Below are 24392 nucleotides of genomic sequence, written 5' to 3'. Positions count from 1 at the left end.
GAAATAAAAAAGCCGCCTATTATCTGACAATCTACAACAGGCGACAACAGGTTAACTGTAGGGTTATTACGGGTTCACAAACGTCGTCTTAACGCGTTGCGAGCGTTTGAAATAGGGTACCAGCAGCGCAGCCGCTAACAAAGGGAACAGCAGTTGACGCACGGCAAACGCATCCGGAACAGGTGAGAATGCAAACGCTTTAATTGCCAGTAACACCGAGATCAGCAGCCATATAATATAGTGTTTTGGCACACAGACTCTGCGTTTGAAAAACGCGATGGTCAGCCACAGCGTGTAGTACCACATGGCGATAGCGGTAATAAAGGAGACGCCCCATAGCAGCAAATTCGTCGTACTTTGCTCGCTCAGCGTGTGGAATGTCTGCGGTGTGGACAACGCAGTGACATACAGCAGTAACGCCAGCGAAGCACTTAACAACGCGACTAACAGCCAGGCCAATGGCCCAAGTAGCCAGCCTCCGATACGTTGTGCCGGTGTTGTAGTCATTTCATCTCCAGGTTTACGCGCGCGAACAGACATGCCGTTCATTTTGGGGCAATTATTATAAAGCTTTTAACGCCAGGCGCTACTGTCTTGTTTATTGCACGTAATGCCAGACGGATTTGGGTACCTGGCCAACATCGAACAGGCGGCCTCCCGAAATGAGCTCGGCACGGCGGTGGTCTGCAGCGCGATACATATTGATAATGTCGCTATCGTCAGTAAGTGTGTAGTTAAGATGATCGAACAATTTTTCCAGACTTTCTAGCGAACTGATTTTGCGGAATTTTAATAAGTAATCCTGAACAGTCATAAAAGGCAATCCATATTAATAAAATAATACTAACGGAGTAGTAAATATTAAAAAACAACCAACGTTGTACAGGTAAACGCGAATTTGCGCGCAAATGTAAGAAGAGTTTTCAACCCTGTGGGAATCCAGGCGCTATTTACGCCTGCGGAAAGGGTAACGCGCTTCACGATCGCAGGCAATACGCGCTGGAGCGGGATGCGGCATAATTCGCTTTTTTTTTGACAAAAAATGATCTTTTACAGCCCTACCCAGCAACCATCGCGGAGTTAACTGCCAGGCTATAACGGGCTGCGTATATTTATTTTTTCTGTACTGCAGCGACGGGTTCCGGTGGTTGGTAGTTGTCAATATGATTGGCAACACCCAACAGGATCACGGAGACCACGAGAACAATCCAACCTGTTAACTCAATAAGACGATTCATTACTGACGACATTTGCTTTGATTTATCCATAAACACAGGTAGCAAATGTTACTTATCAATAAATGATACAGCAAGAGCATTGGGAACGATTTCGATGACTTTTTCGCGGCAAGTTAACTCTAAGTGGCATATGTTTGACTTAAGTTAAGCAACAACCTTTGTAGCGCAAAGGTTATTAAACTATTGTGGCGCTACTATCTATGGTGTGAAATAGGCCAGATCTGAATTGAGAGGCAAAAACATGAGTGACAACATCCGCGTTGGGCTAATCGGTTACGGTTATGCCAGTAAAACTTTCCATGCCCCCCTGATCGTGGGCACTCCGGGTCTGGAACTGGTTGCGGTGTCCAGTAGTGATGAAACAAAAGTGAAGGCGGACTGGCCTTCGGTGGCGGTTGTTACTGAGCCTAAACACCTGTTTAACGATCCGAGTATCGACCTGATTGTGATCCCTACACCCAATGATACACACTTCCCGCTGGCGAAAGCGGCGCTGGAAGCAGGTAAGCATGTGGTTGTTGATAAGCCTTTCACTGTGACACTGTCACAAGCACGCGAGCTGGATGCGCTGGCCAGAAGCGTAGGGCGCCTGCTTTCTGTCTTCCATAACCGTCGCTGGGACAGCGATTTTCTGACGCTGAAAGCCTTGCTGGCTGATGGCGCGTTGGGTGAGGTGGCTTATTTTGAATCTCATTTCGATCGCTTCCGCCCGCAGGTCCGTGACCGCTGGCGTGAACAGGGTGGCCCGGGGAGTGGTATCTGGTATGACTTAGCGCCGCATCTTTTAGATCAGGCAATTAACCTGTTTGGCTTGCCGGTGAGTCTGACGGTCGATCTGGCACAGCTCCGTCCAGGGGCGCAGTCGACAGATTACTTCCATGCCATCCTGACGTATCCGCAGCGTCGGGTGATTCTGCACGGAACGATGCTGGCAGCGGCTGAGTCTGCTCGTTATATCGTTCACGGATCGCGTGGCAGCTATGTGAAATATGGTCTGGACCCACAAGAGGAACGTCTTAAAAATGGTGAGCGGCTGCCACAGGAAGACTGGGGTTATGACATGCGTGATGGTGTACTGACACGCATGGAAGGTGATGAGCAGGTGGAAGAAACCTGGTTAACCGTGCCAGGTAATTATCCGGCTTACTATGCGGGAATCCGTGATGCGCTGAATGGTAACGGCGAGAACCCGGTTCCAGCCAGACAAGCCATTCAAATCATGGAACTGATTGAGTTGGGCATTGAATCGGCGAAACACCGATCGACGCTGTGCCTTGCCTGATAATGCCAATGTCGGATGTCGAGGCATCTTATCTGGCCTACAATGCAATGTAGGCCAGATAAGCGTTAGCGCCATCCGGCAATAAAGCCATTACGCTGCAGCGACTTTCTCACGCAGTGCTTGTTTCTCTTCATTGCTCAGGAACGCCATTTCCAGGCCATTGATTTGCGCCTGGCGAATCTGTTCACGCGTCAATCCTGCAGCCGGAGCGGCTACGGTGTATTCGTGAATAATATCCACACCCTGAACCGCCGGGTCGTCCGTATTCAGACTGGCCAGTACACCGTGTTCAAGGAATGTTTTCAGCGGATGCGTCGTCAGTGAGGCGACGGTACTGGTTTGAATATTCGATGTCAGGCAGGATTCAATGCCGATGCGCTGCTCGGCGAGAAAATCCATCAGGGCGCGATCTTCGACGGCTTTTACGCCGTGGCCAATACGTTCTGCTCCCAGTTCTCTGATAGCTTGCCAGATGCTTTCCGGGCCTGCCGCTTCACCTGCATGAACCGTGATATGCCAGCCAGCGTCGCGTGCACGGTTGAAATGGGACAGGAACAAACTGCCCGGGAAACCGAGTTCATCGCCGGCCAAATCCAGTGCGGTGATGTGATCACGATGCGCTAACAGTGCATCCAGTTCCTGCAAACAGGCAGCTTCGCCGAAAGTACGGCTCATAATTCCAATTAAGCGAGCTTCAACGCCGAACGTTTTACAGCCTTCGCGTACGCCTGCAATAACAGCTTCAACCACACCTGCAACGGGGAGTTGATGGGCCATCGCCATATAGCCTGGGGAAAAACGTAGTTCAACGTAATGCAGACCATTACGTGCGGCATCCTCAATATTCTCAAATGCGACGCGGCGACAGGCATCCAGCGAGGCCAGCACTTTGACACCCCAGTCAAGCTTTGACAAAAAACTGACCAAATCAGGCTCAGTTGACGTTACCTGCACGTGAGGGATCAGCATTTCAAGTGTTTGAGCAGGAAGCGTTAAATTAAACTGACGACCAAGATCCAGGATCGTTTGGGCACGGATGTTCCCATCAAGGTGGCGATGGACGTCGGTTAAAGGAAGGGAAGTATCAATCATGGTCGCACTCATGTTTTTAGGTAAAGTGCGCAGTATTATAAGAATAAATCGGGATAAAAATCTATGTTGCGCAATGATTAATTTCATTGCGCAACTTTAGTTAGCGAAGAGAGCGCAGGGCGTTAATTAATCCCTGAACACCTTTCTCAAGTTTTGAGCGGGGGCATCCGGTATTCAGGCGTACAAAACCGCACCCTTCCTCTCCGTAGGTCGAACCTGGCATGATCGCCACTTTTTGCTGGTGGATAAGCGCATTTTGTAACGCCTGGTCATCAACCCTGAGCGGACGTAAATCTATCCAGGCCAGATAGGTGGATTGCGGGATCTGCCAGTTAAGTTCAGGGAACGCGGTATTAAGTTCATCAGCAACATAATGCAGGTTGCCGACAAGATAATCCCGTAAGGCATCCAACCAGCGCTCACCTTGCTGATAGGCGGCAATATGTGCGGTGAGTGCCAGCACCGCAGGGGAAGACAATCCATCGCGTCCCTTTAGCGCACTGAGATAATCGTTGCGACTATTGGCGTCTTCGATGATCCCATACGCTCCGGTTAATGCCGGGATATTGAAGCTCTTGGAGCCGGAGGTGAGTAGCGCCCAGTCGCCGCGTGCGACATTGATCCACGGGATATGCGGTTGCTCTCCCCAAACCATATCCATATGGATTTCATCGGAAATGACGTTGACACCATGTCGCTGGCATAAGTCAGCCATGGTTTCCAGTTCCTCGTGCGTCCACACTTTGCCCGTTGGATTTTGTGGGCTACACAGCAGAAGAATTTTACTCTCTGGCCGTGAGAGAGCTGCTTCCAGCTTTGCCATGTCGCAATACCAACCGTCGCTCCGCTTTTCCAGACCGACGGGGAGCACTGTGCGCTGGTTGCCCTCGATGGCCTTGTAGAATGCATCGTAAGCTGGCGTATGGACAACTACCGCGTCGCCAGCAGACGACCACTGGCGGATGAGTTCTGAGACCATATAGATAACTGAGGGGCCATATACCAGCGATTGAGGATCGATCCGGGTATTGTGACGAGTTAGAAACCAGTGGCTAATGGCCGCCAAAAACTCGTCATTTTTCCAGCGGCTGTATCCTAATACACCGTGTGACAGGCGCTGTGTCAGCGCCTCCAGAATGCAAGGGGCCGTAGCAAAATCCATATCAGAGATGGTGAACGGCAGCAGATCGGCAGTGCCAAAACGGTCGGCAACGTAATCCCACTGAGTACACCAGGTACCATGCCTGTCCACAACCTTTGAAAAATCAAACATGTCGTTGTCCTCACGCCTGTACGGTGTTCATCAGAACTGCGATTTCGTCTTTCACTGACTGGACCTGCGGGCCAATAACGACCTGAAGGTTATGCTGATTGAGCTGTACCACGCCAATGGCCCGGTTGTCTTTCAGTGCCTGGACATTTACGCGTGACATATCTTTGACCGACAAGCGCAAACGCGTAATGCAGTTATCCAGACTAACGATATTCTCCGCGCCACCCAATGCCGCCAGAATTGCCGGGACATTGTAGCCAGATTTACCGGGTGTGCCTGCCATCACTTTCTCGATATTGCTGGCAATTTCGACATCACGGCCCGGTGTCTTCAGATTAAAGCGGGTGATCGCGAAGCGGAAGATAACGTAGTACACCGCAAACCAGATGGCCGCGACAACAGGGACCAGATACCACTTGGTGGACAACCCGTGCAGGATGCCGAACACCACAAAGTCAATCAGGTTACCGTCGGTGTTCACTGAAGTGTAATGGGTATAATTGATATTTGCCGATGTACACTGTGAACAATCAGGTTACTGCAATGTTGAAAATTACAGCTCCCACTCAACTGTGTATGCCGGAAGGAAGCCAAAGACAAGATTGTAAATCCCTTTGAATTTCTCCGTTGTTACCAACACCCCACACAATCATCATCCCTCTTTTATCAAGGCATGATTTCCGTTGCCCCCTTTCACTCCTTCTGATATGATAATGAGTTATTATAAATATTTCCGTAAACTTTGTTCCGTAGTATTTCTCTCCTCGAAAACATCCCCAACGTCAGATGCAAGGCGGCTTTGCGCTATCGCAAATGCCATCGTTTTACCGTGGTTTTAGGTAGTAACTATGTAGGGGGTGTGATCTCTTTCTGAGTACAAAAAGGTTAATTTAACAATGATGCAACAATCACAAACCCTATTCGAATCGTCGGTTTTATCGGCAACAAGTTTTCGTACCGTCTACCATGAACACGGACGTTACAAAACAATTAATGGCAACTCCTTTGTTCATGATGGCCACGAATACCGTATTAACACCAGAATCGGTTCTGGTGTTCGGCATGACATACTTATGTCAACAATCAACGAACTGAAAGCAATCCAGAAGCGCTACAGTCGAGTGTTCCTTACCCGTTTTGATCTTCACCTCCCTGCGTTGACTTCTGTTGAAGCGGGTAACAAATACATACGCAAACTGTTCAAACGATTACGTGCCCGCCTGGAGTCTGGGAATAACGGCTTATCGAAACCTATCATCGATTTTGCTTACGGTTGGGTTTGCGAGCAGGAAAAGGCATTACAGCCACATTACCATTGCTGGATTGCGCTTCCACATCGTCTGGTAAGATGGTTTGGAACGCCAGAAAGAGGGATCGCTGGTATTATTACTGAGATCTGGATGAAACTGACAGGTGGTGAAGCAACGCTGGTAAACTTGTCTAAAGCTACGAAGGACTATCGCGATCACTACGTCATTCATCTTGACGATCCTTCATCACTCGAAGGTCCGATATTTTGGCTTTCTTACCTGGCAAAAGAACGCGGGAAGTCGCAAACAGGGAAGGGAACGCGCTTGTATTCAACATCAAAGTTGAGTCGTAAAGCACTGGATTCGTAAATATCGCACAGGAAGCCCGTAGTGCGTTTTTCTTTGTAAGTTATACGATTGCATTACCCATGTCATGAAAAGCGCTTAGAATCGCACTCAGGACATTTGAGGGCATGATCAATACATGATTAACTTGTTGCTTCGGTCATGTGTTTGATTACTGAATGATAATTGCTTTGCTTATAGAAGTATACATTACTTCAAAATTCCGAGCGAAGCGAGGGACACGAACGAAGTGAGTGTTAACAGCTAAACTACATAATTATATTATTATATTTTATATATAGAGAAAAATGTAGTTTTTGGGCTGGTTTTTAACCAAATGTAAACTATCCGTCTTCGCTTCGCTTGACGGAACTCGCTTCGCTCGTAATTCAGGGTATTACTTCAACATTTGAAGCGAAGGACACGAACGTAGTGAGTGTGTTATGAATTCACAACCCGCAGAATGTTTTGTTCAATGATCACTGTACGGTCAGAACCGAATAATAAAATGTATTAGCTCAGATTTGCACCGTTGGTAACATTTGTCACAAAGCCGGACCCAATTTGACATTCCGCTCCGAGTCAAGAGCGGACATTACTGACATCAAATTTTGTTAAGCTACAGTGAGGAGTTCAGCATGTATAATGCTTTTACTATTCCATATGGAACCCTAACATGAATCGTTTGACTGAGATTGGTTTTATCAAGGTGGGATTCTGGCAGATTATAGACGGTAGCCTGAAGTACCATCTCGATGACAGATTCACAGATGTTAAGAACAACCTCTATGCATTTGTTTGTGATGGTGAGGTAAAATACGTTGGTAAAACCACTCGTCTACTACGTAACAGGATGTACCATTATTCACGTCCAGGCCCTTCCCAATCTACGAATATAAAAAATAACGCTAACATCATTGAGATGCTATCTAATAATGTTGCCGTTGATATCTTAGTGCTTCCAGATTCGGGACTTATGCACTACGGGCAATTTCACTTAAATCTTGCTGCTGGTCTTGAGGATTCCATCATTAGTGCCATTAACCCTGAATGGAATGGAATTCAGAGGCCAGAACTGAAGAGTGAGGAAGTAATATCAACTGAAGCTGAAATCATCACACATAGCAGTATTAAACAATTCACTTTCAACATGACAGATACGTACTGGCGAAGAGGATTCTTTAATGTGCCGGTAGTAAGTTCTCAAAAGTTTGGTAAAGACGGTGAGAACATCAAGATTGTTCTTCATGATGGCATGTCTTCCATCACGGCAATGATTAACCGAACTGCCAATCAGTCTGGTTCACCCCGCATTATGGGGGGCGTTGAGCTTAGGCAATATTTTCAACTCAATTACACAATTGGTGATGTTGTACCTTTCGAGGTGCTCACACAAAATATGATGAAGCTAAAATGAAAGATTTTTTTCCTTCTTACAGTCGTATCAGCCTGAACGTTCCGCAGGTTGGCCTGCTCGCTGTCAATTAAATACGCAGATTTTATCAAAGTGGATCCGGTAGTAATAAACAACGAACGTCCTCTTCGCTCAGGACGGATGGTCAGATTCGAGTACGTTCTGTCTGCGCATTCATCCGGTCAGAATCGAATATAATTAGCTTACTAACTCCTTCTTGATTCGGTAAAAAGTGGCGCGACTGATATCTGCTGCTTTCATGATGTGGGCTGGTTTAACGTTCTGTGCCAGCATTTCCCGAACCACTTCACGGGCTTGCATATCTTTTTCTTTCCCCGTATACAAACCTGCCTGTTTTGCTTTTGCGATCCCTTGTGCCTGGCGTTTACGCCGGGTTTCATAATCTTGTCGTGCCATTGTCGCGAGGATATCGATCAGCATGGCATTAACTGCTCTCAAAATGCCGCTGGTTAGGTCACTACCAGACATTTCAACCATCTGCCAGCTTGTTGGCAAATCCATTGATACAATAACCAGCCCTTTACTGTTCAGCGTAGCTTTGAGTTCAGCCCATTCTTCATGTTGAAGACGACTGAGACGGTCAATCGCTTCAATAAGAAGCAGATCGCCAGGTTGTGCTTCTTCAAGAAGATGCATTAGTTCCACACGCTCCAGCTTCGCACCGCTGGCATTCTCAATGTATTCTCCGGCTACTTGCCAGTTTTTGCTTTGCGCAAATTCGCGCAGGCTAACTAATGCACGATCAGCATGTTGGCCTTCGGTAGATGCACGGCAGTAGATACGGACATTCATTATGTATTCTCTTTTAAGTATCAAATCAATACCCATATGATACATTACATTGTTTTGTAGTCAATAGGGTTGAATTTGATTGTATTGAGACTTCTTATCATGGTCTTTATCAGGTATACCTAAAAGAGATATTGTTCGGATGGTATTCAGATCTTGCTTGGGGTATACGATTTGGTCAGTTTCTGTAGCTGAAGCACTCCGGTTTCATTTCAGCAGGTCTTAATCAAATTCAGTGTGCCATACATGCGGCACGAAAAAGTCTGGCATCAATGTGACCAGTTCTATCACCCACCACAGTCACTACAGTGGCCACACAGTTGGGGACCCAAAGGATGTTGTTTACCATTTTGCAATGGTTGACAGCTACCCGAAAGCAACTCCTCTTCGAGAGCGCTCAATTCCTCAGTTAATCGGGTTTGCAATTTTAGTTTGTTGAACCCATCCACACTGGGCGTAAGTGTATAGTTGTGATAACTGTCAACTTTTCTTCTCTCTTCTGTTCAGAATAAATTAATGTTCAGGCGTTATGATAAATAGATGTTATCGCCACCATGGCGCGGTCTTTACAGGAATAAATCTCACCATTTTTATATTTTCACCACAGTACCTCAAAATTTCATATACCAAAACTGAACTTGGCCGGGTAGTATTGGCTGCTTAGTATTAACTGTAGATGCTGTTATTAGGAGTTTCAGGTGCAGGTAAACAAACTTACGGATGATATTGATATTAGTTCTCATGAGCGTTTCCTCGCGGCCCGTAAAAGCACATGGGTTAGTGTGCTTGTTAATTGTTTTCTGACATCCGGGCAAGTGATTACTGGCGTATTTTCCGGATCTCAGGGGCTTATTGCGGATGGTATCCATTCTCTGTCTGATTTAGTTTCAGACTTTGTGGTGCTTATTGCTAATCATAAAAGTAAAAAAAATCCCGATGATGACCATCACTACGGGCATCATCGTTATGAAAATGGTGCATCATTAATTCTGGGGACAATTTTATTCATTGTTGGCATCGGGATGTTATGGTCAGCAGCAAATAAAATGCAACAACCAGATGATATTCCTCAGGTACATATTGTTGCTCTGTGGGTGGCCTTAGCCGCACTGGTTATCAAAGAGCTTCTTTTTCGCTATATGCTGGCAGTAGCAACCCGAGTAAAATCCACTATGCTGGTTGCCAATGCCTGGCATGCCCGCTCTGATGCCGCCTCATCTTTGGTGGTGGCTATTGGTATTATTGGTAGTTTATCAGGGTTTAAATTGCTTGATCCGGTAGCTGCACTGGTTGTGGGACTGATTGTGACCAGAATGGGATATTCATTTATGTCAGATTCGCTTCATGACTTGATGGACAGGGCCGTGGATATTGAAACTGAAAATAGTATAAAAACAACATTATTGTCCACGCCTGGGGTCGAAGGCATCCATGACCTCAAGACCAGAAAAATGGGGGACCTTGTTGTGGTTGATGTTCATCTGGAAATTGATGGTGATTTATCAGTGAAAGTAGGACATGACATTGCTGTTTTGGCCAGGAAATCAGTTTTAGATAATCATCATGTTTTAAATGTTATGACACATGTTGACCCTTATTTTAAAGGTGATAATAGTCCTGGTTGCGGGGGCAAATAATCCTGAAAAATAATATGAATGCTGCTGTTTTTTGAGAGGATTGGGAAGGGATTATTTTTTTGCGCAATATTACCCCTTCTGACTGTGAAAACGAGAGTAAACAATATGGAGGCTATTATGAGAAAAATTATGCGTACTGTTGTGATAGGAGCCACCCTTCTTTTATCCCCCTGTGTAATGGCTGGTTCTGACGGTGTTGAACATGCCATGAAGATGATGAATAAAAGCTACCGCGCAGCACTTAAGGAGGAGGACGTTACATCCTTCAGGAAAGATATGCGGGAACTGAAAGCAACAGCAGAGTCCATCCTGAACAGCCCTGTAGAAGGGTATGACAGGGAAACGTATGTTGCAGGCATGTCACTTCTAATTGATGAGGTAACTGCCGTTGAAAGTACCGCTGAGAAGGAAGGTCTTGACGCCGGGAAAATTGCAGCACAGAAACTAGGCAGTCTGATGAGAAAATACCACAATAAACTAGGTGTTGACTGAGACCGGGAATTATTCGGTGAAGGTAGATATGCTGGAAAGATATCCCTGAACTGACATGATACACGTGCCTGTAATCAAGCAGATAGCTATGCACTGGTGAGGAAATTTCACAACGTTATCTTATCTGCAAAATACATATAAAAATGTTGGGGTAACAAACATGCATTATCAATGCTACATATTTTAGTTTGTTGCCTCAACATAAGTTAAGTACCTATTGGTGTTGCGCGGGGTGGATTCAGGGGGCCAAATTATATTTGGTGGTCACGCGTCAGTCTGTGTTTTGTTTGTTGGTCATGATGACCTGCTCCCCGTTGATTAACACACTGATGCCCGTAATGTCTTCATCATCGGTATGAGACCCTCATTAAGATGCTTTTTTCCGGCAAATAAATCATCAGTATCCTCTTCGAGGCTGGAACAGGGATTCTAAGCCATGTGCTTTGCCGTAAGAAGATCATTTCCGACGTCACCTAATGTGGCTTGGTGAATGGATTTTGTCATGGCTGCACTCTTCATCGGTCGTCGGATTAAGTGCCGTACGATCCACGTCGCTTTTGGAATTTCAAGCGTTCAGATATAAGCATTCTGTACAGCATTGCGTTGTTTCGTGGCTATCTGGCGACGATAAGAACCACTCAGGAACCTGAATTTACCTGTCGAGTACTGGGCCTTTGAACATGGTTTGGATATTACTGAGTGCATCTTGGTTTTGAGAAGTTAAGGTTATCATTAATAAAAAGGCATAATATTGAGTGGTCAACCAACCTTAAAAAAGTGGCTAAATTATGAACGAAAATTTACGTAATGCTCTTCCTCACAAAAACACACCATTTCTACGTGTGCTGCATATCATCGTAGCTGTATTGATTTTATTGCAGATTATTAATTCAAACCTTACCGAAAGCGATGCGCTTAGTGACTATACTCTCACTGGGTTCGTAACATGGTTCCATGTTATCACTGGGTTATCACTGATTGTCCTTGGGTTTGTCATGCTTGCATGGATGCTGACACAACGAGGATTTCGTTACTATTTTGCCTGGGTGGTCCTTGATTTTCGAGGTGTGGTTGAAGATATCAAAATGCTGATATCATTCCGTCTTCCTGAAGCTCATGCTGGTGGGATTGCTGCTCTGGTTCAGGGGCTTGGTGTACTTGCACTATTGGGCGTTGCATTATGTGGTGGATTCTGGTTTGCTCTCAATACTGCTCTTGGCACGTCACCTGTGCTGACAGAAACCGTCCTGCATGTGCATAAGTTTCTGACTGTATTTATTGAAACCTATTTCTGGGCACATGGTGCGATGGGGTTGCTGCATATCTTCCTCACCGTTCGTAGCCAAAGGAAAAATCCCGTTACCGAATAGTGCTGTAGGTTTATGATGGATAAGATGCCCTGTAATGGTTGGCTAAAACAGACTATAACCGCGCATTTATCCGTCAATGCATTTTCTATTTATCCGTAATTCCGATGAGTATGCGTATTTGAAGGAAAAAATATATGCATCTTGAACGACATAGTATCGAAAAAGTGGGATGGCTGAGGGCAGCTGTACTGGGGGCAAATGACGGAATTGTTTCGACAGCGAGCCTTGTTCTTGGGGTTGCATCTGCAAATAGCAGTCCTTCCGGTGTTTTACTTGCAGGTGTTGCAGGACTGGTTGCCGGAGCTATGTCAATGGCTACAGGGGAATATGTTTCCGTCTCATCTCAGGCGGATACCGAAAACGCAGCACTTGCCCAGGAAAAAAGGGAGCTGGAAACTGATTATCAGGGAGAGGTGCGGGAACTGACTTCACTTTATATGCAACGTGGACTGGAGCCAGAGCTTGCCCGGCAGGTTGCGGAGCAACTTATGGTCAAAGATGCCCTGGATGCTCATGCCCGTGAAGAACTGGGGTTGACGGATATAAATTCTGCACAGCCCCTACAGGCAGCTGTCTTTTCTGCCCTGAGTTTTTCCGCTGGTGCGGTGTTACCCTTAATCGTGGCATGGCTCTCCCCTCTGAAACTGGCTTTTTTGTTGATAATCCTTTCCACCCTTTTTTCACTGGCGGTCCTTGGCTATATATCTTCGGTTTTGAGTAAAGCCTCTCCTGTCAGGGCGATCATAAGAATTACGTTCTGGAGTACCATGGCTATGCTTTTGTCTATGGGGATTGGTCATTTTGCAGGGCAGGCCCTGCTTTAATGTTATGAAGCACAATTCGTGTACCATCTTACTGGCGATGCTTCGCAAAACAATTTGCAATGCAGCTCCCTTCAAACTCGATTCCTGCTTGCGCCAATACCTGTTGAAGGGGTGATGGAGGGGATTCTCCCCCTCCATTTCAAGGGCAAGGACAACGCTACTTCTGGCAAATTTCCCGGTCGTAAACGCCACCATTGACAACCAAAATTTGTCGTTTCTTCTTTGAAATCATATCAGTCATTATCTTCGAGTCATCAAGAAAGATACCACCAAAGGTTCCAGGTCGTGCATTCTTCCCGGCGATTATAATCAGATCCCCAATATTCAATGCAGCAACTTTATCGTTATTGTAATTCGTATCTTCAAATATGAACTTCAGGCCTTCATCTGAACCGGGAATACCCAATGTTACTACAGGATTTTTTCTGAAAGTAACAGTACCGATACCAGTTATTTTTCCTGTTACCATTAACTGACATTTTTTGAAGTCATTTGTTGCCCTGAATTCATGTTGTTCAAACCGCGCATAAACTTCCCCTGTTGTATACATTCGCGGAAGTATATCGATTATCGATGGTTTGGATGGTTGCTCAGGTTGTTGCTGAGTTACGGTATCAGCATTTACCTTGGCCTTCACTTCGGGGGTTTTAGGCTGATATGGGGGGGGCGTCAGCCCGTAAAGGAGATTGATGCCGTAGGCTATTGCGACGGTTATGACTGCTATTTTAATATAACGTTCATAGGGTGATTTCATTTCGTTCTTCCATAACTTCTATCTTAACAATACGCTCTCCATTACGATATATTTTCAGCTTGTCAGGCGGGGACTTCACTGCATTACGGATTTCGTTCATTGTATCTTTCGATAACATATCACAGCCTTCCATATACATAACCCTACGGGTATCGGTATCTGGTATGTTAGTGAAACTGCTACTGACCCATAAATCGGGTATTTCAATTCCATGTATCAGCTTCATATACACAACGATGAACGCATCTGTCAGGTGAAACCGTCCAACTGTGTATTTTCCGGTATAGGTATTACCAGAAGACGATGCTACCCAATCGTTTTTTAAAACCAAAGTCAGTGCATTATTTTCCATATTCAGACTCCAGTTCACGAATGCGATTGTTCGTCATGTCGGTAAGACATTTCTGTTCATTATTGCAGCCGGATTTGTGCTTTATCCATTCTCTTTGAGAAGGAAGCAATCGTTTTCGGGTTTCAGGGCTAAGGCTTTTCCAGACCGAATTAAGTTTCTCATCGCTTGCTTTATAACTGTGTGTATCGACGTTTGAGGTTACTGCATTGTTTTTGGGAGCTTCGCTACCGCTGCTATAGAAAACGGGTGCACGTACTCCCTGAGCGTAGTCTTTAGCTGCTTTTTCCCCCACGGCTTGCCCATTCGCAGTCAATACCTTTCCGAACTCTGTAGTGTCGAAACTGTAATTGCGGATCTCGCCATTGAAGTCCAGCTTCACGTTAACGGTTGTTGACTTCGAAATGGCAGTCAAGAAATCACCAGCTTCGGACCCGAAGGAACAAGCGACTTCTTTAGAATCACTGACATTAGGGCGTAACCCGTGCATCGTGAATCTGCCGTTATCAGTTGTAGCAGTGATATCTACCAGCGGAACGATTGATGATGATTGCTTTGTCATCGCGAAGCATATTCCCTTCAGATTTACATCCCTGTCCATCCCGAGAAACATCAGTGCGTTTTTGTCGCTGCTGGCGACACCCATTGATTTTGCCTCTGGCAAGAAATACACGGTACTGGAGGCGGTGGTTAAACCTGAAACGAAAACAACACCTGACGCCATGATTTTTAACGTTTTAATAAGAATTGTCATTCTGGATACCTTCTTTCTTTCGCACTCCATCGTGGACAGAGTATTCATTCCGTGAGTCTTGTTTACGAGAAACACTAACCGAAGAATCATGATCTTACATTGATCTATGAAATCTATCAATATCGTATAATTGATCTGTAAAAACGATCGATTAACATGGGGAGAAGAGGGGGAAGATGCGAAGGGTATTGTTTTTAAAGGGTTTTAAAATGGTTCATATGCTTGGTGTTAACGTCGGGCGGCGGGCAGCGGTTAGTCTTGAATACTGCGATTGAAAGACATAACAATCTACTTTGTGCGGGGTTTCCGGCAACCATAGAGGTGTTTCGATAAGGAGCGGTGCAATAAGTACAGTTCGTAGACAGAATGAATACGATGTAATTTTGAACCCTTGCTCTACAACGCTCTGTATCAAGTTTTACGGGGGTTTTATATTGAACGATGCCTGAAGTCTGCTTTAATCGCTCTGACAAGATACAGAGCGATTCATGGCTATATAGCGATGGATTACGCTAACATTTCTGTGGGGCAATTTTACAATGGCACTAACACTTACCTTTATTCCGTCAGTTCATCGATCAGTGTTCGGGGATGATCTAGTCGTTTTTTCGCTTCCGTCATGAACTTGTCTCGGTTGATCAATATGTCAATATGGTCATGCAGTATCAAACCTTCAGATTCAAGAATTTGAATATCGTTGATAGTCTGCGCTTCAACATAAATCTTACCCTTCTTCCAGCCTGAGTTGTTTTCGATAACGATACGCTGTTTATGCTGATCGCGGTATGTGATGGTAAACAAGTTGTGTTTCTTATCTATTCTGGAGCAATCTACGCGCATAATAACGGTCTTAATGTTTGCTCTTATTTTTGTGCGTAAAGGGTTAAGTGCGTCATCAATGTCAAACTTCCTGAACTTGTCCCAACCTTCAGTGTTCATTTGCACGATTGATTCATCGTATAGTCTTTTTTCCACTATCAGACTTTGTTTTTCTTGTTCTAGTTGATCAATTTGCGAAGTGAGGCTATTAATGATCTCAGGGCTTTTAGCTGAACCTATAGCCAATACATAGTTCTCAATTTGCGATTGTATGTCCGCTATTTTCCCTTCTAAACCAGATGGTTGATATTTCGTCTGTAAGAATATTCTATCGGCTATTAGTTGTAAAATCGTCCTTTCAAGGGTGCTTGCCCTGAATCCCCACTTATTACAATCTTGATGTAAATCTCTGGATGCACATTGGTAACGGTAAGCATGTGGATGGTTTTTAAGGGTTGATTTAGCCTTAACCATGTAACATGAGCAGTGCGCACAGTGCAAAATACCAATACCGGAAAGTAATGGTATTTCTGGATTACTCTCGCGATTCGGGGCAAATCCTTTGTTTCCAACTTGGAGCTTTAACGCTTCATATTCATCTTTGCTGATGATCGCAGGGTAATAATCATCCAGAACGTATTCTGCATTGTTTACAGTGATTACTTTTCGTCCATAAATGGCAGGTTCAAGGATTCTGGAACAATGCTGCATATTCCATATACCTTTTGATTTTTTGTTGCCAATAACCGGTCCATCGTAGTTGTTTTTCAGATGTTGAAGGATCATCCGATTTGACCAACCGTCTTGTTTTAACTGGATAATTTTTTTTGCTATGGGGAACAGGACTGGATGCGGATTGACATATCCAGTACTTGAATCTGTCCACCATTTATCCGAGCCTAACTCTTTAATTGCGACTACAGGATCACCTGGTTTCCGTTCCTGGTGACGTCTGATCTTGGACAGAGCACTTGCAATGGTGCGGTGTGATTTGGTTGAACTTTCTTCGTTTGCACGGCTGAACAACATCACGCTAAACATCAGTTGCTGCAATGTCTCGGTGTTTACTTCAGTCTGTCTGTAAACCTGTTTATCAATCCCGGTAATTACCGTGATGCCATTAAGTAATAAGCTGGTGAAAAGGTTAACCGCTTGCATGGCGTTCTGGCGTGAGAAGCGATCAAGGGATTCAATCAAGAGGAAAGACCCCTTTGGGATCAAACCGGATTCAACTTGGTCTATGAAATCCGATAAAGCTCCTTCCTGAACGTTTTTACCCTTGTACGCGGATACCCCTAAATCTTGGTATTCCTCGAAAATCTCCAGATCGTACTCAGTAGCAATCTGTTTTGCCATTTCAGCAATGTAGCTCTTCTGACGCTCAATCGAACTACCTTTACCTTGTCGTTCGCTGGAGTAACGGATATATGAATATAAGCGTGGACGATTCATGGTATTGAATTTCACTGGAAGTACTGTATTTCTTAAGATTGTAACATGTGCAGACATTGGTCATCACCTCCTTGGTAATCCATTGGGGCGACAGGTATAGCTGTTTTTACGCCTCAATTCTTAATGAGGTGTATTTTACTTTAGTGTTACCGATGGTGACGCCAAGCACTGCCATCACAGTGAAGCCAAGACCGGTCAGCAGGGCGTGGATCACATACAGAACTGGGGCAACGAACAGGAATAAGAACTCAAGGGGCTCGGTGGTACCGCCGATCACACAGGCAATAAGACCAGAAATTAATAACCCTTTAATTTTATGACGATTTTCAGGGCGAGCACAGTGGTACATAGCGAGCGCAGCCCCCGGTAAACCACCGAGGAACGCCGGCATTTTGCCCTGCGACAGGAAGCGGGTTGCGCTTTCAGAGAAACCTTGTGTTGTCGGGCAGCTCAGTTGGGCCTGGAAAATAGTCAGTGCGCCGCTCACGCTGTGGCCGCAGACTTCCTGCGTGCCGCCAGCCTCGGTGAAGCGAATGAGCGCCACCAGAATATGATGCAGACCAAACGGCAGCAGCAGACGTTCACCGGTACCAAACAGCATTGGACCAAATTCTCCCGCGCTGTTGATGATGTGGCCGAGCCCGTTAATGCCCATGGCGAAAACCGGCCAAACCAGGGGAATGACCAGGCCGACCAGTCCCATCACCACCGAAGAGATAATTGGCACAAAGCGGGTACCGCCGAAGAAGGCCAAAGCATCCGGCAGACGAATGTTGTGGAAACGTTCATGCAGCATCCAGACGATGATCCCGGCAATAACAGCACCGAGGATCCCGGTGTCGATCGACTGGATCCCCAGGATATTTTGGATGTTATTGGCCTTCAGGATTGCTGCATCAGTGGTAGGTAAAATCCCTTTCGCCGTCAACCAGAAGTTAACGGCAAGGTTCATGACTGCATAACCAACAAACCCGCCAAATGCGGCCACACCTTTGTTCTCGCGCGCCAGACCGAGAGGAATAGCAATACAAAACATCACGGGTAAGAAACTAAAGGCGAAAGAGCCGACTTTACTCATCCAGGTAAAAAGAGCCTGAAGCACCGGGTTACCCAATGCGGGGATCAGCGTTAAGACATCATGACTGCTTAATGAACTGCCGATCCCCAACATGATCCCGCAGAAGGAGAGCAGAGCCACGGGCAACATAAAGGTTTTGCCCAACTGCTGGAAAAATTCCCATAACGTTATTTTTGGTGTGGTTCTCGTCGTCATCTAACGACTCCTCGTGAAAGCTCGGTGACTAATGATGGCGAGAAGATAAAACGTTTTACCTAATTTTAGTGCGGTATAAATCACATTATCGAATGATAATACGGCGTATAACTATAACCGATTGATAAAACGTTTTATCCGTCACGTTATCAGGGAGTTTTCTGTTTTTATGGCTATAGCCAAAAAAATAACCATTCATGATGTTGCGCTGGCTGCCGGGGTTTCGGTCAGTACAGTCTCATTGGTGCTTAGTGGAAAAGGGCGTATCTCATCCGCAACCGGGGAGCGGGTAAACGCAGCCATTGAGCAGTTGGGGTTCGTACGTAATCGTCAGGCATCGGTGCTGCGTGGCGGTCAGAGTGGTGTGGTCGGGCTGATTGTGCGCGATCTGTCTGCGCCATTTTATGCTGAACTGACGGCAGGCCTGACGGAAGCATTAGAAGCACAGGGTCGGATGGTCTTTCTTTTACACGGCGGCAAAGACGGTGAGCAATTGGCTCAGCGTTTTGCGATGCTACTTAATCAGGGCGTGGATGGCGTAGTCATTGCAGGTGCAGCTGATAGCAGTGATGCGCTGCGACAACTGGCTGAAGAAAAAGGGATTCCGGTCGTATTTGCCTCACGAGCCAGTTACCTGGATGACGTCGACACGGTACGACCCGACAACATGCAGGCAGCGCAATTGTTGGTTGAGCATCTCATTCGGCACGGTCACCAGCGAATCGCGTGGCTGGGGGGGCAGAGTTCTTCTTTAACCCGCGCAGAGCGTGTCGGCGGCTATTGTGCGACGCTGCTAAAATATGGTTTACCGTTTCATAGTGATTGGGTTCTGGAGTGTTCATCCAGTCAAAAGCAGGCTGCCGAAGCCGTTGCTGCACTGTTACGCCGCAACCCGACGATCAGCGCCGTAGTGTGTTACAACGAAACCATCGCTGTTGGTGCCTGGTTTGGTTTGATGAGAGCGGGGCGTCAGAGCGGCGAAATTGGCGTCGATCGCTATTTTGAACAGCAAGTCTCACTGGCCGGATTTGCGGATGTGGCGGAAAACGCGCTGGATGACATTCCCATTATCTGGGCCAGTACCCCGGCACGCGAAATGGGTTATACCCTGGCTGAACGTATACTGCAGCGCATTGGTAATGATGACAGCCATTCCCGCAATCTGACGCTTTCCGCCCGACTGGTCACGCAGAAGTAGCTTGGCGAAGATCAAAAGCCCGATAAGCGGTATTATCGGGCCTGGTTCAGAGAAGAATTACTGTTGTGGAACTGCCGGAGCATCCGGTTCGCCAAGGGTCGGCATACCGAACATACCAACAAACTCATCCAGCGGCATCTTCTGCCCGTTGAACGTTACCTGGCCATTGGTGTACTGCAGGCTGGAGCCGATAGTGTTGTCCTGCATCGTGGTAATGCGGAACATCTGCCCCATCGCAGCCATGCCATTGACCTGCTGTTTAGCCAGCTCCGCGGCTTGCTCCTGCTGATAGCCCTCAATTTTGGCTATCTGTGTCATGAACTCAGTCGCCATATCCACAGGAATAGTCAGCTTCGCGTCCAGTGATTTGACTGAACGATCCACTTCCTGAGCCAGCGTTTGTGGCTCTTCTTTGGTCGCGGTTGGATCTTTGAGCAGCAGCGACAGATTAAACGTCGTTTCGCCTTTCGCATTTTTCCAGCTTAACGGCGCAATGGTGATTACTGGTTCACCTTTCATCAGAATGGGCAGCGCATTAAAGAACGCTTCCGTGACTTTCTGCTGATACAGCTCTGGGTTTTGGACGACATCAATCTGCGACATTAGCGCCTTGGTTTGGGCACTGTACTGCTGGCTGAACTGATGCAGGGCTTCACCGTCAATCTGACCCACTTTCAGCGTTAGCTTACCGCTACCCAAATCCTGGCCCTGTAATTTAAGGCTGTTCAGGGTGTAATCCAACTGACTGTTCACGGTTTTTCCGTCGTTAATCAGATCGGATTTACCATCAATTCCCATTCCTTCGAGCACGGCCAGTTCTTTGCCTTCGACCGATATCGACAGCTTATCGAGAGACAGCTTCTGGTCGCCGATGCGTTCACCAAAACTGGCGACACTGCTGGACCCTTCGGTTGTCAGGTTATTAAAGGTAATTTGCACCTTCTGATCGTATTCGTTGACTGCATTAACCTGACCGCTTTGCGCAGTGCCCGTCAGGGAAACCGCGTTGCCGTCTTTATCTGCGGCGAACTGGAATTCCCCACCGCTAAAGGCCACTTTTTCGTCGCCTTTCTCGTAGTTCAACGGTTTAAGGGAAAGATCGGAACGGGTGTCGCCACTATAGCTAATACGGGAGTTGATGACGAAAGGAGACTCGCCTTTGGCTATATCAAACAATGGCTTAGTGACATCGTTATTCACCAGTGTTGTTCTCACCGAAGCCATAGCAGGAATGAGGTTCAATGACTTAAGCTGGGTTAACGGGAAGGGGCCGTGATCCACCGTTTCATCCAAAACGATAGTTTGGCCTGCTTTCAGCCATGCGTTTTCCTGTCCGGCGATGGGCTTCACTACCAGTTGCAGTTGGCTATTGAACACGCCGCGCTGGTAGTTTTGATAACTCAGTTCAATTCCTGCCTCAGGTGAGTAGCGTTTGATCTGATCATTTGCCTGCGTCACCATCTCAGCGAGATGCGTTTCCAGTTTCTTTCCGGTGTACCAGGCGCCGCCCGTCCAGACGATACCCAGCGCAACCACCACACCCGCAGCTACCAGCGATTTTTTCATTTCGATATCCATAAAATAAAACCAGGCGTTTGAAGACGCCTGGAGGAGTGACATGTTTTTAACTCTCTACTAGCTTAGCAAGAGTTGTCAAAAATATCAGTATCTTGCTAGAGCTTGTTGTAAACACGCGCTAAACGGCCGACGCCGCTGACACTTATTGGCGATTCATTCGCACTAATAAATGCGGATTCACCCGGTTTTAGTACCAGACGTTGATCGCCTTTACTCAGTAGCGCTTCACCTTCGATGCAGAACAAAATCGCCGCACTGTGCTGGCTAATTACGGCTTCTCCGGCAGACAGTTCATGCAGGGAGAAGGCGAAATCATCAACCGGGATCGGGAAGTCGAGTTCACCACCGGTTTTGACCGGCGTGGTCAACAGTTGGTTCGCCGGTTTTGCGACAAATTTAACGTTGGCCACCAGCTCCGGAATATCGATATATTTCGGTGTCAGCCCTGCACGCAGCACGTTATCTGAGTTTGCCATGACCTCAAGTGCCACACCTTGCAGATAGGCGTGCGGCGTTTCGGCGAACAGGAACATCGCTTCGCCAGGATTTAGCTTCACCACATTCAGCAGCAGTGGGGAGAAAAGACCGCTGTCGTTCGGGTAGACATCAGCGATAAGGCGAATAGTCTGCCACGGTTCGCCTTGCTGGCTGTTAAGGGCTGATTTCAGTATTGCCAGTGCATGCGATTTTTCCTGGTCCTGCATATTTAACAGGCTGGCGAAAAGGTAGCTCAGGCGTTCGGCACCGGGTTCCTGCAAAAAGTGAGCAATGGCAGGATGTGCGCCCGCAACCGGTTGTAACAACGCAACGATGTCAGAGAACTCGCGAAACGCATTCATCGCCAGGAATGGCGTCAGGGCAAAAACCAGTTCTGGCTTGTGGTTCGGATCTTTGTAGTTACGCTCAGCGGCATCCATCGGGATCCCGGCAGCGTTTTCTTTGGCGAAACCTATCTCAGAGTTGTGTTTGTTTGGATGGACCTGAATAGAAAGGGGTTGAGCGGCGCAGAGCACTTTAAACAGGAAGGGCAGTTCGCCAAAGCGTTTTGCTACCGCATCGCCCAACAGTGCGGATTTATCGTGCTCGATAACATCGCGCAGAGCAACGGGTTGGCCATCGGCCCCTTGAACCTGAGAGCTGCTTTTCGGATGAGCACCCATCCACAGCTCGGCCATTGGCTGCTGGGTTGGGTTGGCAATGCCATAAAGTTCCGTTAACGCAGTTTTACTTCCCCAGGCGTAGTGTTGCACTGAGTTGATCAGTTTTTGCATTATCAATGCCCTGTTTCAATGTTGAAAAATCTCTGGCTATTAAACCAAGAAACCCCGGTCGAAGTAACCTACACGTGCAAAAAGTCGTACTAGTCTCAGTTTTTGTTAAAAAATTGTGTAGGATATGGTGACTCGCTTTTAATACCCTGAGTAATTCTGGTTGCAGAAAGCCATATCTTCTACAACCCGATCTGCGGCAGGGAAGCAGGGCAATGGAACATCTGCCCAGAGAATAACCAGACCGAGCAGTAAGTGAGAGCACAATGTCAAACAAACCCTTTCATTATCAGCATCCTTTTCCCCTCAAAAAGGATGATACCGAATACTATCTGCTGACCAGCGACCATGTTTCCGTTGCCGAATTTGAAGGGCAGGAGATTGTCAAAGTTGCGCCTGAGGCTTTAACTTTGCTGGCTCGCCAGGCGTTTCATGACGCATCGTTTATGCTGCGTCCTGCTCATCAGCAGCAGGTTGCAGACATTCTGCGTGATCCGGATGCCAGCGAAAACGATAAATATGTCGCCCTGCAATTCCTGCGTAACTCTGATATCGCGGCAAAGGGCATTCTGCCGACATGTCAGGACACCGGCACGGCGATTATCGTGGGTAAAAAAGGACAGCGTGTCTGGACTGGCGGCGGTGACGAAGCGGCGCTGGCGCGTGGGGTTTATAACACCTACATCGAAGATAACCTGCGCTATTCACAAAACGCCGCGCTGGATATGTACAAAGAGGTGAACACCGGTACCAATCTGCCAGCACAGATTGACTTGTATACCGTCGACGGCGATGAATATAAATTCCTGTGTATTGCCAAAGGCGGCGGTTCGGCGAACAAAACCTATCTGTACCAGGAAACCAAAGCGCTGCTCACGCCAGGCAAATTAAAAAATTACCTGGTGGAGAAGATGCGTACGCTGGGAACAGCAGCTTGCCCGCCGTACCACATCGCGTTTGTGATCGGTGGAACATCCGCAGAAGCCACGCTGAAAACGGTGAAACTGGCGTCGGCGAAATACTATGATGAGCTGCCGACCGAAGGTAACGAACATGGCCAGGCATTCCGTGATGTGGTGCTGGAAAAAGAGCTGCTGATTGAGGCACAGAATTTAGGGCTGGGCGCGCAGTTTGGCGGAAAGTACTTTGCTCATGATATCCGTGTAATCCGCCTGCCGCGTCACGGCGCGTCGTGTCCGGTCGGTATGGGGGTCTCTTGCTCTGCTGACCGTAATATCAAAGCCAAAATCAACCGTGAAGGGATCTGGATTGAGAAGCTCGAACACAATCCTGGCAAATATATCCCGGAAGAACTGCGTCAGGCAGGCGAAGGCGAAGCCGTGCGTGTCGACCTGAACCGTCCGATGAAGGATATCCTGGCACAGTTGTCGCAATATCCGGTTTCTACCCGCTTGTCGCTGAATGGTACGATCATCGTTGGACGTGACATAGCGCATGCGAAACTGAAAGAACGTCTGGATAACGGCGAAAGTTTGCCGCAGTATGTTAAAGATCACCCAATCTATTACGCCGGACCGGCAAAAACGCCGGAAGGTTATGCATCTGGCTCGCTTGGTCCAACCACTGCCGGACGTATGGACTCGTATGTTGACCAGCTTCAGGCCGCGGGCGGGAGTATGATCATGCTGGCAAAAGGAAACCGCAGTCAGCAGGTTACTGACGCTTGCCATAAACATGGCGGTTTCTACTTAGGCAGCATTGGTGGGCCAGCGGCCGTGCTGGCTCAGGGCAGTATCAAGAGTCTGGAGTGCGTGGAATATCCCGAACTGGGGATGGAAGCCATCTGGAAAATTGAAGTGGAAGATTTCCCGGCGTTTATCCTGGTGGATGACAAAGGGAACGATTTCTTCCAGCAAATTCAGACGTCGCAGTGCGCACGCTGCGTTAAGTAACGTCAGC

The 24392-nt window shown here is 47.0% G+C and carries 21 protein-coding genes and 3 pseudogenes; 10 read left to right on the top strand and 14 right to left on the bottom strand.

The window, feature by feature from the left end:
* Positions 1-66 precede the first annotated feature (66 nt).
* The 3 genes from OGY19_RS14540 to blr all read right to left on the bottom strand — a co-directional run bounded on the left by OGY19_RS14540 (position 67) and on the right by blr (position 1238).
* Entirely contained in the window at positions 67-507 is a 441-nt protein-coding gene (locus OGY19_RS14540; RefSeq protein WP_101742575.1) for a DUF2569 domain-containing protein, read from the bottom strand.
* Positions 508-598: 91 nt separating this feature from the next.
* Entirely contained in the window at positions 599-814 is a 216-nt protein-coding gene (ydgT, locus tag OGY19_RS14535) for a transcription modulator YdgT (protein ID WP_003832804.1), read from the bottom strand.
* 298 nt (positions 815-1112) lie between these two features.
* On the bottom strand, positions 1113-1238 hold the full coding sequence (gene blr, locus OGY19_RS14530; RefSeq protein WP_040233850.1) for a division septum protein Blr: 126 nt from the start codon (positions 1236-1238) through the stop codon (positions 1113-1115).
* A 241-nt stretch (positions 1239-1479) separates the two neighbouring features.
* Between blr and OGY19_RS14525 the strand changes: the two genes are divergently transcribed.
* Positions 1480-2520, top strand: a complete 1041-nt coding sequence (locus tag OGY19_RS14525) for an oxidoreductase (RefSeq protein WP_048211743.1) — start codon at positions 1480-1482, stop codon at positions 2518-2520.
* 90 nt (positions 2521-2610) lie between these two features.
* Here OGY19_RS14525 and add read toward each other — a convergent pair whose 3' ends face one another.
* The 3 genes and pseudogenes from add to OGY19_RS14510 form a co-directional block, all read right to left on the bottom strand.
* The gene (add, locus tag OGY19_RS14520; protein WP_048211742.1) at positions 2611-3612 is read right to left on the bottom strand and encodes an adenosine deaminase; all 1002 of its coding nucleotides are present in this window, start codon (positions 3610-3612) and stop codon (positions 2611-2613) included.
* A 100-nt stretch (positions 3613-3712) separates the two neighbouring features.
* Positions 3713-4885: a MalY/PatB family protein gene (locus OGY19_RS14515; RefSeq protein WP_101742536.1), complete on the bottom strand. Its 1173-nt coding sequence runs from the start codon at positions 4883-4885 to the stop codon at positions 3713-3715.
* Between the two features lie 10 nt (positions 4886-4895).
* Positions 4896-5363: pseudogene (locus OGY19_RS14510) on the bottom strand (glucose PTS transporter subunit EIIB); the annotation flags it as partial.
* A gap of 418 nt (positions 5364-5781) precedes the next feature.
* Between OGY19_RS14510 and OGY19_RS14505 the strand changes: the two are divergent.
* Together OGY19_RS14505 and OGY19_RS14500 are read left to right on the top strand one after the other, a co-directional pair.
* Positions 5782-6504 (top strand): YagK/YfjJ domain-containing protein, encoded by a 723-nt coding sequence (locus OGY19_RS14505; RefSeq protein WP_137348489.1) that lies wholly within the window; start codon positions 5782-5784, stop codon positions 6502-6504.
* Between the two features lie 652 nt (positions 6505-7156).
* Positions 7157-7897 carry a GIY-YIG nuclease family protein gene (locus tag OGY19_RS14500; RefSeq protein WP_049003480.1) on the top strand — a complete coding sequence of 247 codons (741 nt, stop codon included), beginning with the start codon at positions 7157-7159 and terminating at the stop codon, positions 7895-7897.
* A gap of 195 nt (positions 7898-8092) precedes the next feature.
* Here OGY19_RS14500 and OGY19_RS14495 read toward each other — a convergent pair whose 3' ends face one another.
* Positions 8093-8707: a recombinase family protein gene (locus OGY19_RS14495; protein ID WP_049003478.1), complete on the bottom strand. Its 615-nt coding sequence runs from the start codon at positions 8705-8707 to the stop codon at positions 8093-8095.
* 695 nt (positions 8708-9402) lie between these two features.
* On the opposite strand from OGY19_RS14495, the gene OGY19_RS14485 reads away from it, so the two are divergent.
* The 5 genes and pseudogenes from OGY19_RS14485 to OGY19_RS14465 all read left to right on the top strand — a co-directional run bounded on the left by OGY19_RS14485 (position 9403) and on the right by OGY19_RS14465 (position 13027).
* Complete coding sequence (locus OGY19_RS14485; RefSeq protein ID WP_001198019.1) at positions 9403-10341, top strand: cation diffusion facilitator family transporter; 939 nt, start codon at positions 9403-9405, stop codon at positions 10339-10341.
* 117 nt (positions 10342-10458) lie between these two features.
* Positions 10459-10833, top strand: coding sequence for a cytochrome b562 (locus OGY19_RS14480; RefSeq protein ID WP_013096889.1), 375 nt, complete (start codon positions 10459-10461; stop codon positions 10831-10833).
* Positions 10834-11296: 463 nt separating this feature from the next.
* A pseudogene (locus OGY19_RS14475) lies at positions 11297-11527 on the top strand (IS3 family transposase); the annotation flags it as partial.
* Positions 11528-11621: 94 nt separating this feature from the next.
* Complete coding sequence (locus OGY19_RS14470) at positions 11622-12203, top strand: cytochrome b/b6 domain-containing protein (protein ID WP_001004932.1); 582 nt, start codon at positions 11622-11624, stop codon at positions 12201-12203.
* A gap of 134 nt (positions 12204-12337) precedes the next feature.
* A complete protein-coding gene (locus OGY19_RS14465; protein ID WP_000549951.1) occupies positions 12338-13027 on the top strand; it encodes a VIT1/CCC1 transporter family protein in 690 nt (229 codons plus the stop codon).
* Between the two features lie 157 nt (positions 13028-13184).
* Here the strand turns inward: OGY19_RS14465 and OGY19_RS14460 are convergent, their stop codons facing one another.
* From OGY19_RS14460 to malX, 5 genes and pseudogenes are all read right to left on the bottom strand, one after another.
* Entirely contained in the window at positions 13185-13781 is a 597-nt protein-coding gene (locus OGY19_RS14460; protein WP_016537359.1) for a hypothetical protein, read from the bottom strand.
* A complete protein-coding gene (locus OGY19_RS14455; protein WP_023280004.1) occupies positions 13765-14133 on the bottom strand; it encodes a hypothetical protein in 369 nt (122 codons plus the stop codon). The genes OGY19_RS14460 and OGY19_RS14455 overlap by 17 nt, the downstream gene beginning before the upstream one ends.
* A complete protein-coding gene (locus OGY19_RS14450; RefSeq protein WP_023280005.1) occupies positions 14123-14884 on the bottom strand; it encodes a lysozyme inhibitor LprI family protein in 762 nt (253 codons plus the stop codon). The genes OGY19_RS14455 and OGY19_RS14450 overlap by 11 nt, the downstream gene beginning before the upstream one ends.
* A 558-nt stretch (positions 14885-15442) precedes the next feature.
* On the bottom strand, positions 15443-17212 hold the full coding sequence (locus OGY19_RS14445) for a recombinase family protein (RefSeq protein ID WP_013096884.1): 1770 nt from the start codon (positions 17210-17212) through the stop codon (positions 15443-15445).
* 85 nt (positions 17213-17297) lie between these two features.
* Positions 17298-18428 (bottom strand): annotated as a pseudogene (gene malX, locus OGY19_RS14440) (PTS maltose transporter subunit IICB); the annotation flags it as partial.
* 169 nt (positions 18429-18597) lie between these two features.
* Here malX and OGY19_RS14435 point away from each other — a divergent pair.
* Entirely contained in the window at positions 18598-19626 is a 1029-nt protein-coding gene (locus OGY19_RS14435) for a Mal regulon transcriptional regulator MalI (RefSeq protein ID WP_048211739.1), read from the top strand.
* Between the two features lie 57 nt (positions 19627-19683).
* Here OGY19_RS14435 and OGY19_RS14430 read toward each other — a convergent pair whose 3' ends face one another.
* Positions 19684-21192: a YdgA family protein gene (locus OGY19_RS14430; protein WP_115602413.1), complete on the bottom strand. Its 1509-nt coding sequence runs from the start codon at positions 21190-21192 to the stop codon at positions 19684-19686.
* 107 nt (positions 21193-21299) lie between these two features.
* A complete protein-coding gene (gene manA / locus OGY19_RS14425; protein ID WP_005121190.1) occupies positions 21300-22475 on the bottom strand; it encodes a mannose-6-phosphate isomerase in 1176 nt (391 codons plus the stop codon).
* Between the two features lie 263 nt (positions 22476-22738).
* Here manA and fumB point away from each other — a divergent pair, with 263 nt between their 5' ends.
* Entirely contained in the window at positions 22739-24385 is a 1647-nt protein-coding gene (fumB, locus tag OGY19_RS14420; RefSeq protein ID WP_048211738.1) for a class I fumarate hydratase, read from the top strand.
* The last annotated feature ends 7 nt before the right edge of the window (positions 24386-24392 follow it).

This window comes from Citrobacter sp. Cy070 (assembly GCF_030332245.1).
GTDB lineage: Bacteria > Pseudomonadota > Gammaproteobacteria > Enterobacterales > Enterobacteriaceae > Citrobacter > Citrobacter youngae.
Note: the sequence above shows the minus strand (reverse complement) of the source record. Positions and strands in the feature narration are given on the sequence as shown.